This is a genomic window from Paractinoplanes aksuensis (assembly GCF_024137025.1).
Taxonomy (GTDB): Bacteria; Actinomycetota; Actinomycetes; order Mycobacteriales; family Micromonosporaceae; genus Actinoplanes; species Actinoplanes aksuensis.
This window is the reverse complement of record NZ_JAMYJR010000009.1, coordinates 84807-99573: the sequence shown is the minus strand read 5'-3', so window position 1 is coordinate 99573 and position 14767 is coordinate 84807. Positions and strand designations below refer to the sequence as shown.

Annotated in this window: 14 protein-coding genes; 6 read left to right on the top strand and 8 right to left on the bottom strand. The window is 70.6% G+C overall.

All coding sequences use genetic code 11. The features are described 5' to 3' along the window. Positions 1-4: 4 nt before the first annotated feature. Positions 5-1084, bottom strand: coding sequence for an NAD-dependent epimerase/dehydratase family protein (locus M1L60_RS09440; RefSeq protein WP_253236945.1), 1080 nt, complete (start codon positions 1082-1084; stop codon positions 5-7). A 59-nt stretch (positions 1085-1143) separates the two neighbouring features. Here M1L60_RS09440 and M1L60_RS09435 point away from each other — a divergent pair, with 59 nt between their 5' ends. From M1L60_RS09435 to M1L60_RS09420, 4 genes are read left to right on the top strand one after another with little or no spacing between them, the layout of a single operon-like run. Beyond that, positions 1144-1608, top strand: a complete 465-nt coding sequence (locus M1L60_RS09435) for a (2Fe-2S)-binding protein (RefSeq protein ID WP_253236944.1) — start codon at positions 1144-1146, stop codon at positions 1606-1608. Then, a complete protein-coding gene (locus tag M1L60_RS09430; RefSeq protein WP_253236943.1) occupies positions 1605-2567 on the top strand; it encodes an FAD binding domain-containing protein in 963 nt (320 codons plus the stop codon). The genes M1L60_RS09435 and M1L60_RS09430 overlap by 4 nt, the downstream gene beginning before the upstream one ends. Further along, positions 2564-4633: a xanthine dehydrogenase family protein molybdopterin-binding subunit gene (locus tag M1L60_RS09425; RefSeq protein ID WP_253236942.1), complete on the top strand. Its 2070-nt coding sequence runs from the start codon at positions 2564-2566 to the stop codon at positions 4631-4633. The genes M1L60_RS09430 and M1L60_RS09425 overlap by 4 nt, the downstream gene beginning before the upstream one ends. Positions 4634-4647: 14 nt before the next feature. Continuing rightward, positions 4648-5529: an aminoglycoside phosphotransferase family protein gene (locus M1L60_RS09420; protein WP_253236941.1), complete on the top strand. Its 882-nt coding sequence runs from the start codon at positions 4648-4650 to the stop codon at positions 5527-5529. Between the two features lie 3 nt (positions 5530-5532). Here M1L60_RS09420 and M1L60_RS09415 read toward each other — a convergent pair whose 3' ends face one another. Further along, entirely contained in the window at positions 5533-6273 is a 741-nt protein-coding gene (locus tag M1L60_RS09415; RefSeq protein ID WP_253236940.1) for an SDR family NAD(P)-dependent oxidoreductase, read from the bottom strand. Positions 6274-6341: 68 nt separating this feature from the next. Beyond that, positions 6342-6686 (bottom strand): histone-like nucleoid-structuring protein Lsr2, encoded by a 345-nt coding sequence (locus M1L60_RS09410; protein WP_253236939.1) that lies wholly within the window; start codon positions 6684-6686, stop codon positions 6342-6344. A gap of 267 nt (positions 6687-6953) precedes the next feature. Between M1L60_RS09410 and M1L60_RS09405 the strand changes: the two genes are divergently transcribed. Continuing rightward, positions 6954-8081 carry a glycoside hydrolase family 12 protein gene (locus M1L60_RS09405; RefSeq protein WP_253236938.1) on the top strand — a complete coding sequence of 376 codons (1128 nt, stop codon included), beginning with the start codon at positions 6954-6956 and terminating at the stop codon, positions 8079-8081. Here M1L60_RS09405 and M1L60_RS09400 read toward each other — a convergent pair. The 4 genes from M1L60_RS09400 to M1L60_RS09385 all read right to left on the bottom strand — a co-directional run bounded on the left by M1L60_RS09400 (position 8047) and on the right by M1L60_RS09385 (position 12114). Further along, positions 8047-8571, bottom strand: a complete 525-nt coding sequence (locus tag M1L60_RS09400; RefSeq protein WP_253236937.1) for a hypothetical protein — start codon at positions 8569-8571, stop codon at positions 8047-8049. The genes M1L60_RS09405 and M1L60_RS09400 overlap by 35 nt on opposite strands. A 219-nt stretch (positions 8572-8790) precedes the next feature. Next, positions 8791-9294, bottom strand: a complete 504-nt coding sequence (locus M1L60_RS09395) for a pyridoxamine 5'-phosphate oxidase family protein (protein WP_253236936.1) — start codon at positions 9292-9294, stop codon at positions 8791-8793. A gap of 49 nt (positions 9295-9343) precedes the next feature. Continuing rightward, entirely contained in the window at positions 9344-10993 is a 1650-nt protein-coding gene (locus tag M1L60_RS09390) for a GMC oxidoreductase (RefSeq protein ID WP_253236935.1), read from the bottom strand. A gap of 110 nt (positions 10994-11103) precedes the next feature. Further along, positions 11104-12114, bottom strand: a complete 1011-nt coding sequence (locus M1L60_RS09385) for a zinc-dependent alcohol dehydrogenase (protein WP_253237137.1) — start codon at positions 12112-12114, stop codon at positions 11104-11106. A 52-nt stretch (positions 12115-12166) separates the two neighbouring features. Between M1L60_RS09385 and M1L60_RS09380 the strand changes: the two genes are divergently transcribed. After that, positions 12167-13768, top strand: coding sequence for an AMP-binding protein (locus M1L60_RS09380; protein ID WP_253236934.1), 1602 nt, complete (start codon positions 12167-12169; stop codon positions 13766-13768). Here the strand turns inward: M1L60_RS09380 and M1L60_RS09375 are convergent. Next, complete coding sequence (locus M1L60_RS09375) at positions 13765-14751, bottom strand: hypothetical protein (RefSeq protein WP_253236933.1); 987 nt, start codon at positions 14749-14751, stop codon at positions 13765-13767. The genes M1L60_RS09380 and M1L60_RS09375 overlap by 4 nt on opposite strands. Between the last annotated feature and the right edge of the window lie 16 nt (positions 14752-14767).

Genomic DNA, 14767 nt, shown 5'->3' with positions numbered 1-14767 from the left:
GAACCTAGTAGGGATTACCGGTTCCGGGCAGACGGCCTTTCAGCAGCCCGCCCAGCCGGCCCGGCAGATCCGGATCGCCCGACAGCGGCGGGCCGCCGTCGTCGTGAGCGCGGTCGGCCATGCCCGCCACCAGCTCCTTCAAGGCCGAGACGGCGTCGTGGCGCGGGTGCCAGCCGAGCTCGGTCGCGGCCCGGTCGCACGACATCAGCGGCGCCCGCAGGCCCAGCTCGACCCAGCCCGCGTCGACCGGTTGCAGCCGCAGCCACCAGCTCGCGGCGGCGGCGCCCCTCAGCGCGAAACCGGGCACCGGCACGGGTACGCCGTGGAACGTGCGTGCGGCCACGTCGGGGTCGAGCACCGGACCGGCGGCGATGTTGAACGCGCCATGCGCGTCGGACAGCACGGCCCGGGCGTACGCGTCGGCCACGTCGTCGGCGTGCACCGCCTGCATCCGCAGCCCCGGATGCGACGGCACCACCGGCAGCCACTGCGGGCGCAACAGCCGGGCCGGCAGCAGCGGACCGGCGAAGTAGCGCGCGATCTCGGTACCGACCGCCCGCTGGAAGATCAGCCCGGGGCGCAGCCGCACGACCCGCAGTTGCGGATGGTCGGCCTCGATCTGGTCGAGCATCCACTCGACGAGCGCCTTGTGCCGGCTGTAAGAAGACCGCAGCACGCCGGTGCGTGGCCAGTTCTCCCGTACGAAAGCGTCCTTGGGCCCGGGTGAATAGGCGCCGACCGAGGACGCGTGGACCAGCGCGGGCACCCCGGCCCGTAACACCGCCTCGGCCACCGCGCGACTGCCCAGCACGTTGGTGCGATAGAGCCGCCGCTGGTCGTGGCTGGGCTGGATCTGCCAGGCCAGATGCACCACGGCGGCGGCCCCGGAGAAGATCTCGGTCAGCTGGTCCTGGGCCCCGTCGACCCCGATGTCGACCGAGTGCCAGGTCGCCTTGGCGTAGACGCCGGTGCGCGCGGGCAGCCGGCGGGCCACGCCGACCAGGGACACGCCGGACTCGGCGCCCAGACGGCGCAGCAGGGCGGTTCCGGCGTTCCCGGTGGCTCCGACAATCACGACTCGCATGGGTAACCGCTACCCGGCGCCGGGCGGTTGAACCCCTTCCGTCCGGGTACGACCGGGCCATGGACCTCGTCGTCAACGGCACCGAGCACAGCGTCGAGCTCGATCCGCGCACCACCCTGCTGGACGCGCTGCGCGACCATCTGGGGCTGACCGGCGCCAAGAAGGGCTGCGACCACGGGCAGTGCGGAGCTTGCACCGTGCTGCTCGACGGGCGCCGGGTGAACAGCTGCCTGATCCTCACGGTGACACTTTCCGAATCGGAGATCACCACCATCGAGGGCGTCGATCATCCGGTGCAGGAGAAGTTCCTCGAGCACGACGGGTTCCAGTGCGGCTATTGCACGCCGGGGCAGATCTGCTCGGCGGTCGGGATGCTCGACGAGGCGGCCAAAGGTTGGCCCAGCGCCGTCGGTGACCCGGAGTTGACGGACGCCGAGATCCGCGAACGGATGAGCGGCAACCTCTGCCGCTGCGGCGCCTACCCGAACATGGTTCCGGCCATCCGGGAGGCGGCGGGACGATGAAGACCTTCACCTACCGCACCGCGGACGACGTCTCGGGCGGGCTCGAACCGGGCGCGACCTTCCTGGCCGGCGGCACGAACCTGGTCGACCTCATGAAGCTCGGCGTGGCCACCCCCGACGTGCTGGTCGACGTGACCCGGCTCGGGCTCGACCAAATCGGCGACCTTCCGGGCGGTGGGCTGCGGATCGGCGCCGGCGTGCGCAACAGCGACCTGGCCGCCGACCACCGCGTGCGCCGCGACTACCCAGTGCTCAGCCAGGCCCTGCTGGCCGGCGCCTCGGGTCAGCTGCGCAACATGGCCACCACGGCCGGGAACCTGTTGCAGCGCACCCGCTGCCGCTACTTCATGGACGCCACGATGCCGTGCAACAAGCACGCGCCGGGCTCCGGTTGCCCGGCCCGCGAGGGCGACCACCGCAACCTGGCCATCCTGGGCGCGTCGCCGTCGTGCGTGGCGACCCATCCGTCGGACATGGCGGTCGCGCTGGCCGCGCTGGATGCCGAGGTGCGGATCAGTGGACCCGCGGGGGAGCGGACCGTGCCGGTCACCGAACTGCACCGGCTGCCCGGGGATGCGCCCGAGCGCGACACCGTGCTCGAACACGGCGAGCTGATCACCGCGGTGGATCTGCCGCCGCTGGACCTCGCCGCGCGGTCGGCCTATCGGAAGGTGCGCGACCGGGCCTCGTACGCCTTCGCGGTCGGTTCGGTCGCGGCGGCCCTGCAGGTCACCGACGGCACCGTACGGGATGTGCGGCTGGCTTTCGGGGCCGTGGCCCACAAACCATGGCGTGCCCATCGCGCCGAGGAGGCGCTGCGCGGACGGCCGGCCACCCGCGAGTCGTTCCGGGCCGCCGCGGACGCCGAACTGGCCGCGGCCGAACCGCTGCGCGACAACGCTTTCAAGGTCACCCTGATCCGCAACCTGGTCGGCTCGGTGCTGGAGGGACTGTCATGACCGCCACGACTGAACGGGCCGTCGGACAGCCGATCGGCCGCATCGAGGGGCCGGACAAGGTGCGCGGCGCGGCCCGGTACGCGGCCGAATTCCAGGTCGGGGACGATCTGGCGTACGCCTGGGTCGTGCAGTCGCCGGTCGCCCGGGGCACCCTGCGCACGGTGGTGGTCGACCCGCTGGTCGAGCCGGACGACGTGCTCGCCGTGCTGTGGCACGGCAACGCGCCCCGGCTCGGCCCGGCCGACGATCCCGAGCTGGCGGTGCTGCAGTCCGACCGGATCAGCTATCGGGGACAGGCAGTGGCGCTGGTCGTGGCCCGCACGCTGGAGGCCGCCCGTCGAGCCGCGGCGTCGCTGCAGCTCGAGATCGACGAGGAGCCGCACGACTGTCTGCTGCGCGTCGACCATCCCTCGGCGTACGAGCCGGAGAAGGTCAACCCCGGGTTTCCGGCGTCGTCGGCCCTGGGTGACGTCGACGCCGCCTTGGCCGGCGCGCCGGTGACGGTCGACGTCACGTACAGCACCCCGGCCCTGCACAACAGCCCGATGGAGCCGCACGCGACGACCGCGCTGTGGGTGAACGACGACCTGGTGCTCTACGACTCCAACCAGCACCCGCCGGGCGTCGCGGCCGCGGTCGGGGCGCTTTTCGATCTTCCGGCCGACCGGGTGCACGTGATCACCGAGCACGTGGGTGGCGGCTTCGGGTCCAAGGGCACGGCTCGGCCCAACGCGGTCCTCGCGGCGATGGCCGCCAAGGTCACCGGGCGTCCCGTGCGGCTGGCGTTGCCCCGCCAGGCGCTGTTCAGCATGGTCGGGCACCGTACCCCGACGATCCAGCGGGTCCGTCTCGGCGCCTCGGCCGACGGGCGCCTGACCGCAATTGATCATAAGGCGTGGGGGCAGTCGTCGCGGCTGTTCGAGTTCGCCGAGCAGACGGCGGTCACCACCCGGCACATGTACGCGGCCCCGAACCGCCGGACGGGCCATCGCCTGGTCCGTCTCGACATGCCGACGCCGCGCTGGATGCGGGCGCCCGGTGAGGCGCCAGGCATGGTGGCCCTCGAATGCGCGATGGACGAACTGGCGGTGGCGCTGGAGATAGACCCGATCGAACTGCGCGTACGGAACGAGCCCGCCGTCGAGCCGGAGTCGGGAGTGCCCTTCAGCAGCCGCCACTACCTCGAATGCCTGCGCCGGGGAGCGGAGCGGTTCGGCTGGCACGACCGCGACTCTCGCCCCCGCCAGCGGCGCGAGGGCGACTGGTGGATCGGCACGGGTGTGGCCGGCGCGACCTACCCGGCCATGGTCCAGCCGTCCACGGCGCGGGCTTCTCGTCTGCCTTCCGGGGACTACGAGGTGTCGATCGCCGCCACGGACCTGGGCACCGGCGCTCGCACGATCCTGACGCAGATCGCGGCCGACGCGCTCGAGGTCCCGGTCGCCCAGGTGCGGGTGCGCATCGGTGACAGCACCCTGCCGATGGCCTCGGTGGCCGGCGGCTCGTCGGGCAGCGCCTCGTGGGGCTGGGCCGTGACCGGGGCTTGTCGTGCGCTGCGCTCCTCGTCGGCCTCGTCCGCGACCTTCGACTCCAGTGAACTCGTAGCCCAGCAGGAGAAGGACGGCAAGCACGCCTTCGGCGCCCACTTCGCCGAGGTACGCGTCGACGCCGTCACCGGGGAGGTCCGGGTCACCCGCCTGTTCGGCATGTACGCGGCCGGCCGCATCCTCAACCCACGCACCGCCCGCAGCCAGTTCCGGGGCGGCATGATCATGGGGATGGGCATGGCCCTGCACGAGGAGTCGGTGCTGGACCCCGCGATGGGCGCCTGGGTCAACCACGACTTCGCCGAGTACCACATCCCGGCCCACGCCGACTTGGAGTCGGTGGAGGCGGAGTGGCTGGACGAACAGGACGACCAGCTCAATCCGATGGGCAGCAAGGGAATCGGCGAGATCGGCATCGTCGGCTCCCCGGCCGCCATCCTCAACGCCGTCTGGCACGCTACGGGCGTCCGGATCCGCGACCTGCCGGCCCGCCTGGACAAGATCCTTCCGTACCTCTAGTACCTTGCTGGGCCATGGTTGAGGTCAGCGCGGAACTGGTCCGCATCCTGCTGCGGGAGCAGCACCCGGACCTGGCCGATCGGCCGATCCGCGAGGTGGCGGGCGGCTGGGGGAACCAGATGTGGCGCCTCGGGGACGACCTGGCCGTCCGGATGCAGCGGATGGACACGAGTCCCGATCCACAGCTCAAGGAGCGCCGTTGGCTGCCCCGGCTGGCTCCACGCCTGCCGCTGCCCATCCCGACCCCGGTGCGCAGCGGGGTGCCGGTGGATCGTTTCCCCAAGCTGTGGACGGTCATGACCTGGGTCGAGGGAACGCCCCTGGACCACGGGACGATCGCCCGCGGCGACCACGCGGCTGACACTCTGGCCGCCTTTCTCGAGGCGCTGCATGTGGAAGCGCCGGCCGACGCCCCGGACGGCACGTCGGGCTTCGGCGGTCACCCCGAGGAGTGCACGGCCGGGTTCGAGCACTTCCTGGAGGCCTTGGGGCTCCCCGGGAACGACATCCGCGCTGTGTGGGACGACGCGGTAGCGGCTCCCCGCTGGCCGGGGCCACGGGTCTGGGTGCACGGCGACCTGCATCCCGCGAACGTGGTGGTCGCCGACGGCACCCTGGCCGGCGTCGTCGACTTCGGCGCGCTGTTCGCCGGCGATCCGGCGTGGGACCTCGGCGCGGCCTGGCTGCTGCTGCCCGAGGGCGGCGCCGCGCGCTTCTTCGGCCGCTACCCGCGAGTGGACGAGGCGACGGTCCGGCGGGCACGCGGGCTGGCCGCCCTGAAGTGCCTCTTCCTGATGCTGATGGGTCAGAACGGGGACCGCGGCCTACCCGGCGGAAAGACGAGCTGGGGACCCATCGGCCGGTCGGCCCTCGACCGTGTGCTCAAGGGCCTCTGACTGCTAGATCCGGCCCTTGATCTCCGCCTTGCCGGCTGCTTTGCCCGCGTAGATGCGGTCGGCGAGGGCGGGGAAGACGTGGGCAGCGACGATGGCGGCCCGGTACTTCGCGGGGACGACGATGCGGCGGCGCGGGCGGCGCAGGGCCTTCTCGACGGCGGCGGCGACGATCTCGGGGCCGGGCAGTTTGCTGCGGTGCTGGTTGAACGAGGTCGCGATGTAGCCGGGCTCGACGAGGGTGACGCCGATGCCGGTTCCGGCCAGCTCCCGGCGTACGGAATCGGTCATGCCCCGCAGGGCGAACTTGGTCGCCGAATAGGCGCCGCTGATACCGACCTCGCCCGCCACCGAGCCGATGTTGACGATGGCGCCGGCCCGCTGCTCCCGCATGATCGGGACGACCGCGCGCATCAGCCGGATCGGGGCCAGCAGGTTGACCCGCATCATGCTTTCGACCGCGTCGTCGGCGGCCAGGATCGACGCCGCACCGCCGATGCCCGCGTTGTTGACCAGACCGTCGATGCGACCCGACACGGCCTTCGCCCGCTCGACGAGATTGTCGATTGCTTCCGGATCCCGTACGTCGGTGGGGACGACAACAGCGCCTGGCAATTGCGCGGCGAGCGCCTCGAGTTTGTCGGCGCGGCGGGCGGCGAGCACCACCGTCGTGCCGTTGCGGGCGAGCCGTTCCGCCGTCGAGCGACCGATTCCGCTCGACGCGCCCGTGACGATGACGACCGGCATGCTTTCCCCCCATCTGCAAAAGCGGCGCCGTCGGGGATCGACGACGCCGCTCATTCTTGCCGATGAAACTATCGCTTGCTGTGGTACGCCTCCACGATGTGGCTCGGGATGCGCCCGCGCTCCGAGACCTCGTAGCCGTTCTTGTTCGCCCACTCGCGAATCGCCTGGTTCTGGTCGCGGCTGGCGCGGCCGGTGCTCGCCGGCGCCGTGCGGCGGGTCGGCGACACGACAGCGGTGCGGCCGACCCGGGTGGCCGAATTCAGAAACGGGTCGAGCGCCTTGCGCAACTTGCCGGCGTTCTTCTCGGAGAGGTCGATCGTGTAGTTCACACCGTCGAGTCCGAACTCGACGGTGCGGTCGGCCTCGCCACCGTCGAGGTCGTCGGTCAGAAGGGTTATTACCTGCTTGGCCATGGTGTGCCCCGCTCCTACAGCGATGTCATTTGAACCACGACAATGCTCATGCCTGCTTCGCCGTGAATGTCGATACGGTTGCATTCTGTCTCGCTTAAGTTCTCAGTGCAAATTGCCCCCTTCCGCATGTCGCAATTCTGCCCGGACTTACACCCGTGGAGGTGGGTCGAGGACACCTCTTTTCATGCTCGTGAATGTCCTGTAACGTAGCGTGGGAGCGCTCCCATCGTGCCCGTCCCCGCGGGATCCCCTCTCCAGGAGCTCCGAATGAGACGTCTTCTCCGCGCCACCCTGGCCGCCGGGCTACTGGCGACCGCCGCCCTCACCGCTCTCGTCACGGCCGGTCCCGCTGCGGCCGACGCCGAGATCTGCGAGCAGTACGGCCAGACCACCATCGGCGGCCGCTACATCGTGATGAACAACCGCTGGGGCACCTCGGCCCAGCAGTGCATCGACGTCACGAGCACCGGCTTCTCGATCACCAGTCAGCAGGGGGTCGGCAACACCAGCGGCGCCCCGGTGTCGTACCCGGCGGTCTATCTCGGCTGCCACTACACCCGCTGCTCGCCCGGCACCAACCTGCCCATCCGGGTCAGCGACATCTCGTCCGCCACCAGCAGCGTCAGCTACCAGTACGTGTCCGGGGCGACCTACGACGCCGCGTTCGACATCTGGCTCGACCCGTCGCCGCGCACCGACGGTGTCAACGCGCAAGAGATCATGATCTGGTTCAACCGCCAGGGCTCGATCCAGCCGATCGGTTCGGTGGTGGGAACGGCCACGGTCGGCGGCCGGACCTGGGAGGTGTGGCGCGGCAGCAACGGCGCCAACGCGGTGATTTCCTACGTCGCGCCGTCCCCCATCGCCAGCTGGAGCTTCAGCGTCCTCGACTTCATCCGGGACACGCAGAATCGCGGCGCGATCACCAGCAGTTGGTATTTGACAAGTATTCAGGCCGGATTCGAGCCGTGGATCGGCGGCGCCGGTCTCGCCGTGACCAATTTCGCGGCCGCGGTCAACGGCGGCGGCAGCAATCCGCCCACCACTCCGCCGGTCACCACTCCACCACCCGCGAGCGCCGGTTGCCGCGTCACCTACGCCACCAACACATGGAATACCGGCTACACCGCCAATGTGACCGTCGCGAATACCGGATCGACGGCGTTGAACGGCTGGACGCTCGGCTTCACGCTCCCGTCCGGCCAGACCATCACGAGTTCCTGGAACGCGGCATTGACCGGATCGAGTGGCGCGGTGACCGTTCGCAACATCGCGTGGAACGGCAACATCCCACCCAACGGCAGCGCGTCGTTCGGTTTCCAGGCCACCCACACGGGCAACGCGGCCGCCCCCACCGCCTTCACCCTGAACGGTTCCGCCTGCACCACCGCTTGACGCCCCACCCCACCCTGAACCCGAGCCGCCTCGTCGCCGATTCTCCGGTGCCGGGGCGGTTCGTCCATTCCCCAAGTTGATCTTCGCGATTGTCTGCCTCGCGCCTTTCCCTGGGCCCGAGTCGCACCAGGCGCAGCCTTTCCGCGTCGCCGGGCTTCCACGGCCGGAAGCTCTCCGTGTCACAGTAGGCGAGCGTCGCCGGCCCGAGCACGTCTTCGACCGGGAGCCTCTCTCGCACCGCGTCCGGCTCGGTCAACTCGGCCACGGTCAACCCACTCAGTCCTCGCCGCACGACTTCAGCGCTGTCTTTGTCCGGCGCGGTAGCCGCGGCGTTACCGGCGAGCGCGACGATGCCCACCCATCCCGGCGGGCACAGCTGAGACGAGGGCGCTACGCCGACATCAACGCCATCCACCCCGAACTCGACAGCCGCCCCGGCCAAACCAACCCAGAGCCGCCGCGCGTGGTCCAGCAACAAGTCATCGATCACGGTCGCATCATGGCAACCGCCACCCGCGATCACCATCGAGATTCACTCGGCCGGTGACCGGCAAACCCGCCCCGCCCAACACGGCCCGCCTGCCGTCGGGCAGATCGCGATCTTCGATCCGTCGACCGTCACGCCGGTCGCCGCTGCCGCCTGATTGCTTCTCCGCGCTGCAATCCCCATTACCCGTGGTTGCGTGATGTCGGCGCGACAGCCCTTGACCTACAGCACCCGGGCGCGGTGGTCCTGGGCGATGTTGTGCCGGGGGCAACCCTCGCGCGGTTCGCGTGGGCACAGCACCCACAGCTCGGTCGCCGCAGCCTGATAGAGCCGCCAGGGCGATTCCCCGATCAGGTCTTCCCGCGAGATGGTGCCACCCCCGCGCGAAGCCGGCCCCGGATAGTGCGGCAACCGTTCGTCGACTTCGTCGGCCGGCACCTCCCGACCCTCGCCCACCGCGTAAACAGCCCGCCCGTGGTAAGCGGGCACAGTGGAGTCGAAGACGGTGATCGCGACCGCCGGCCGCACCGCCAGGTGGCGCGAGTGCTCCGCGTCGACCGTGGAAACCCAGAGAAACTCCCACTCCCCGGTCCACGAGAAGTAGACCGGACTGGCCCACGGCTGCCCACCCGGCGACACCGTAGCCAGCGTCAGATAGCGGTTTGCGTCCAACAGCTCGCGCGCATGCGAAGCCAGCCCCGCGTCCGGTTCCTCGGGTGTCCCCATGCCGTCCACCCTAGAACCACGCCGCACCATCAGCCGTCGGGAAGTGGGATCAGGCGGCACTGGTCGGGCCGATGCGCAGGGCGCCGGGCGCGTGGGCCGGGACGGCGGGGGAGTGCGGCATGGTCGGCGCGAGGCGAAGGTACGGCTGGCCGGGAGCGGGCCGCTGGTCGGGTTCGCCCTTGTTGGGCCACAGCGCGATGGCCCGCTCAGCCAGGGCCGTGATGGTCAGCGACGGATTGACGCCCAGGTTGGCCGGCACGGCCGATCCGTCGATCACGTGCAAGCCCTCGTACCCGAATACGCGGTGATAGGCGTCGATCACGCCGGACGACGGGGACGCGCCGATCGTGGCGCCGCCGAGGATGTGGGCCGTCATCGGGATGTTGAAGACGTCGCCGACCGTGCCGCCCGGGAAGCCGCCGATGCGATCGGCGATGCGGCGCACGGCGTCGTGGCCGACCGGGATCCAGCTCGGGTTGGGCGCCCCGTGCCCGGGCCCGGTGGTCAGCCGGCCGCGGCGGGTGCGGCTCACCGTCAGCGAGTTGTCGGCCGTCTGCATGACCAGCGCGATGATCGTACGTTCGCTCCAGCGCCGCACCGACAGCGAGCGCGCCAGCACCACCGGATGCCGCAGGGCCGTCCCGAGGAAGCGCACCGGCCGCGGCACCCGCCCACCCCCGTCGACCAGCAGCGTCGACAGCAGGCCCATCGCGTTGCTGCCGGGCCCGTATCGCACCGGCTCGATGTGCGTCGTCTCGTCGGGGTGGAACGACGACGTGATCGCCACGCCCTGCGAGTACGGCTGATCCGGCACCGACCCGGCCTGCGCGCCGAGCAGCGCCTCGGAGTTGGTGCGGGTCAGCGCGCCCAGCCGCGCCGACAGCGCGGGCAGCACCCCGGTGTCGCGCATCGTGTGCAGCAGCCGTTGCGTGCCCAGCGCGCCCGCGGCCAGGATCACCTCGCGTGCCGTGAAATCGCCGCGCGACGACGAAATGACCCAGCCCGACGGGCCCGGCCGCACCGACGAGACCTCGGTCGAGGGGTGCACGACCGCCCCGGCCCGCTCGGCCAGGTGCAGATAGTTGACGTCGAGGCTGTTCTTCGCCCCGACCTTGCAGCCGATCATGCAGTTGCCGCACTCTGTGCAGCCCGTGCGGGCCGGGCCGGCGCCACCGAAGAACGGATCGGCCACGGTCTGCCCGGCCTTTCCGAAGAACACCCCCACCGGCGTACGCCGGAAGGTCGCCCCCGCCCCCATCTCGTCGGCCACCTGGCGGATCACCAGATCGGACGGGGTCATCGTGGGCTGCTCGGTCACGCCCAGCATGCGCGACGCCTGGTCGTAGAAGGGCGCCAGCTCGTCAGCCCAGTCGGTGATCGCGGCCCAGTGCCGGTCGGCGAAGAACGTCGCGGGCGGGCGGTAGAGCGTGTTCGCGTACACCAGGGAGCCGCCGCCGACCCCGGCCGCCGACAGCACCACGAGGTCTCTGAGCAGGGTGATGCGCTGCAGGCCGCGCAGGCCGAGCCGGGGCGCCCACAGGAAGTTGCGCAGGTTCCACGACGTCTTGGGCAGGGTGTCGCGGGTGAAGCGCCGGCCCGCCTCGAGCACGCCGACGCGGTAGCCCTTCTCGGCCAGCCGCAGCGCGCTCACGCTGCCGCCGAAGCCGCTGCCCACGATCACCACGTCGTAATCCGCCATGGCTCCACCATCGCATTACCGATGGGTAGCCAACAGGGCTGCCTGTGGACAGCGGCGAATTGTGGATAACTTCGGGACGCCTTCCGGATCGGCCTAGAGTCGCCCCCGACTCACGCCGAGAGGAGGACCTTCAGATGGCGACCGGAGGCAGCATCAGCGAAGGCGGCGGCCGCGTCGGCCAGCGGGTGCACGGCCGTGACCATGGCCGAGACGTCCACCTCGCCCGACTCGAGCAGCCGCATGGCCTCGGTGAAGTCGGCCGGCAGATAGGTCGCGCTGCCCTGGATGCGCAGCTGGGCGTCCTGGATCAGCGGCAGCGGGATGCGCACGTCGGCCGGCGGCACCCCGACCACCACGACCGTGCCGCCCTTCATCACCAGCGCGAGGGCCTGGTCGGTGGTCGACTGCTCGGCCACGCAGTCGAAGACCACGTCGGCGCTCTCCCGCAGCGCGTCGCGCACCTGGTCGACGGCGTCGGGCGCGGTCGCGTCGACCGCCGCGTCGGCGCCGAAGGTCAGCGCCCGCTCGCGCGAGGCGGCCGACCGGGCCGTCATGACGATCCGCTTGGCGCCGTAAGCCCGCGCGACCTGGGCCATCAGAATCCCGATGGTGCCGGCGCCGAGGATGGCCACGGCCTTGTCCCGTACGCCGCCGGCCAGCCCGATGGCATGCACCGGCGTCCCCAGCGGCTCGATGAAGGCGGCCGTCCGCCAGTCGAGCGCGTCCGGGACGACGTGCAGCCGCCGCTGGTCGACCGTGAACAGCTCGGCCATGCCGCCCTGGTCGTGGGCGCACCCGAAGAACCGCAGCCGCTCGCAGATGTTCTGCCGCCCGGCGACGCACTGCTTGCACTCCCAGCAGGGCAGGAACGGCTCGAGCGTGACCCGCTGCCCGACCACGACCGCGGTCACCGCCGACCCGATCGCCTCGACCGTGCCGCACACCTCGTGCCCCGGCGCGTACGGCAGCTCGATGAACGGATGCAGCCCGGCCAGCGCGTGCGTGTCCGAGCCGCAGACCCCGGCCACCGCCGTGCGCACCAGCACCTCACCCGGCCCCGGCTGCGGCACGTCCGCCACCACGACCGAAACCCCGCCATCCGAAACGATCACCCGCTGCATGGTCACGATCAGACCCTAGCTTTCGTACGGACGGAAGGGTCATGCTGCGGGAATGCTGTCCTATGCCTCGGGTGTGTCGGACCTGCCCCTGCTCGGCGAGACGATCGGCGCCAACCTGGAACGCACGGTCGCGCGCTTCGGCGACCGCGAGGCGCTGGTCGACGTGGCCGCGGGGCGGCGCTGGACCTACGCCGAGCTCGACGCCGACGTCGACCGGCTGGCCCGGGGGCTGCTGGCCCGGGGCGTCGAGCGGGGCGACCGGGTCGGCATCTGGGCCCCGAACTGCGCCGAGTGGGTGATCACCCAGTACGCGACGGCCAAGATCGGCGCGATCCTGGTCAACGTCAACCCGGCCTACCGCACGCACGAGCTGCGCTACGTCGTCGAGCAGTCCGGGCTGCGGCTGCTGATCAGCGCGATCTCGTTCAAGACCAGCGACTACCGCGCGATGGTCACGGAGATCGGATTCGAGGACGTCGTTTACATCGGCACGTCCGAATTCACCGATCTGTTCCGCGAGGGCCCGGTGCCGGTGGCCGACCTGGCGTTCGACGACGCGATCAACATCCAGTACACGTCGGGCACGACCGGCTTCCCCAAGGGCGCCACCCTCTCGCACCACAACATCCTCAACAACGGCTACTTCGTGGGCGAGCTGATCAACTACACCGAGCACGACCGGATCTGCCTGCCGGTGCCGCTCTACCACTGCTTCGGCATGGTGATGGGCAACCTGGCCGCCACCTCGCACGGCGCCTGCATCGTGCTGCCCGCCCCCGGCTTCGACCCGGCGGCCACGCTGGCGGCCGTCGCGTCCGAGCGCTGCACCTCGCTCTACGGCGTCCCGACGATGTTCATCGCGGAACTGGGCCTGCCCGATTTCAGCGGCCACGACCTGTCGACGCTGCGCACCGGCATCATGGCCGGCTCGCCGTGCCCGGTCGAGGTGATGAAGCGGGTCGTGGCCGAGATGAACATGAGCGAGGTCGCGATCTGTTACGGCATGACCGAGACGTCCCCGGTGTCGACCATGACCCGGCCCGACGACACGCTGGCCCGGCGCACCGAGACCGTGGGCCGGGTCATGCCGCACCTGGAGTCCAAGGTGGTCGACCCCGATTCGGGCCGGCCCGTCCCGTACGGCGAACCGGGCGAGCTGTGCACCCGCGGCTACTCGGTGATGCTCGGCTACTGGAACCAGCCCGAGGCCACGGCCGAGGCGATCGACGCCGCCCGCTGGATGCACACCGGCGATCTGGCCACGATGGACGACGAGGGCTACGTCAACATCGTCGGCCGGATCAAGGACCTGGTGATCCGCGGCGGCGAGAACGTCTATCCGCGCGAGGTCGAAGAGTTCCTCTACACCCACCCGGACATCGCCGATGTGCAGGTGATCGGGGTCCCCGACGCGAAGTACGGCGAGGAGCTGATGGCCTGGGTCGTGCTACGTCCCGAGGCGCCGCCCTTGACCGCCGAGGCCGTCCGCGAGTTCTGTGCGGGCAAGCTGACCCACTACAAGGTGCCGCGCTACGTGCACGTGGTCGAGGGCTTCCCGATGACCGTGACCGGCAAGGTCCGCAAGGTCGAGATGCGCGAACAAGCGGTCGGCATCCTGGGCCTCGAGGACGCCGCCGCCATCCGCAACGCCTAGCTCGGCAGGACGCGGGCGACGCGGATCTGCAAGCTGGTGGCGCCCGCGGCGGGGTGGGCCGCGCTGCCGTCCGCGTACGGCTTGAAGGCCTGGTAGTCGTGGTCCTTCACGCCGATGGTGAACGGTTTGCCGATCGTCGTGGCCGTGCCGGCGTCGTAGACCTGGCCCCGCATCGACGACCCCGACTGCCAGGTCAGAAGCATGCGACCCGTCCCGTACGCCACCAGGTGCGGATGTCTCGACCCGGCCGCCGTGGTCACGGTCTTGTCGGCCGTGGCGCTGCCCGCGAAGTGCGAGAGCCGCACCTTGTCGCCCTGGCTCCACGCCGTCCAATAGCCCTTTTTCTTGGCCAGCACCACGTCGCCCCCGAAGAGCGTGCCGTCGCACTTGCCCTGGGCGATCGTCCGGTACGGCGAGGGCTGCGCGATCCGGCAGTTGTTGTCGGTCGCGCAGACCGTGACGAACTTCTTCGTCCGCGGATCCCACACGATGCACGGCGTCCAGGCGTGGCTGCACCCCACCTCGAAGCCGCCGCTCTTCAGCTTGCCGGCCGAGTTGACCACCTGCATCCGGTCGCCCTGGTGGATGTCGACGCAGTCGCCGTTCCTGACGGTGATCGCGACCCCGAAGTACGCCGCGTAGTTGCTGCCGTCCGAGGCGAGCCGCCCGTGATGCTGGTACCACCAGACGAACCGCGCGCCGTCGCTGTAGCCGCCGCGCCCGCCGGTCAGGTTGGTGACCTGCCGTTCCCACACGACCTTGCCGCTGTTGTTGAACCGCACCATGTACATCGTGTTGCACGGGCTCGACTCGCCGCCGCACAGTGGCCCGGTGGCGCAGGCGCCCTTGCGGGTCAGCAGCACGCCGCCGTCCGCGTCGGCCTGCACGTCCTGCAGGTCGATGCCGGTGAACGCGACCGGCTTGCCCACCATCTTGTCGTCACATCCGAGCCGGCCCAGGTGCACCCGGCCGTCGGCGCCCATCCAGGCCAGCCACGAG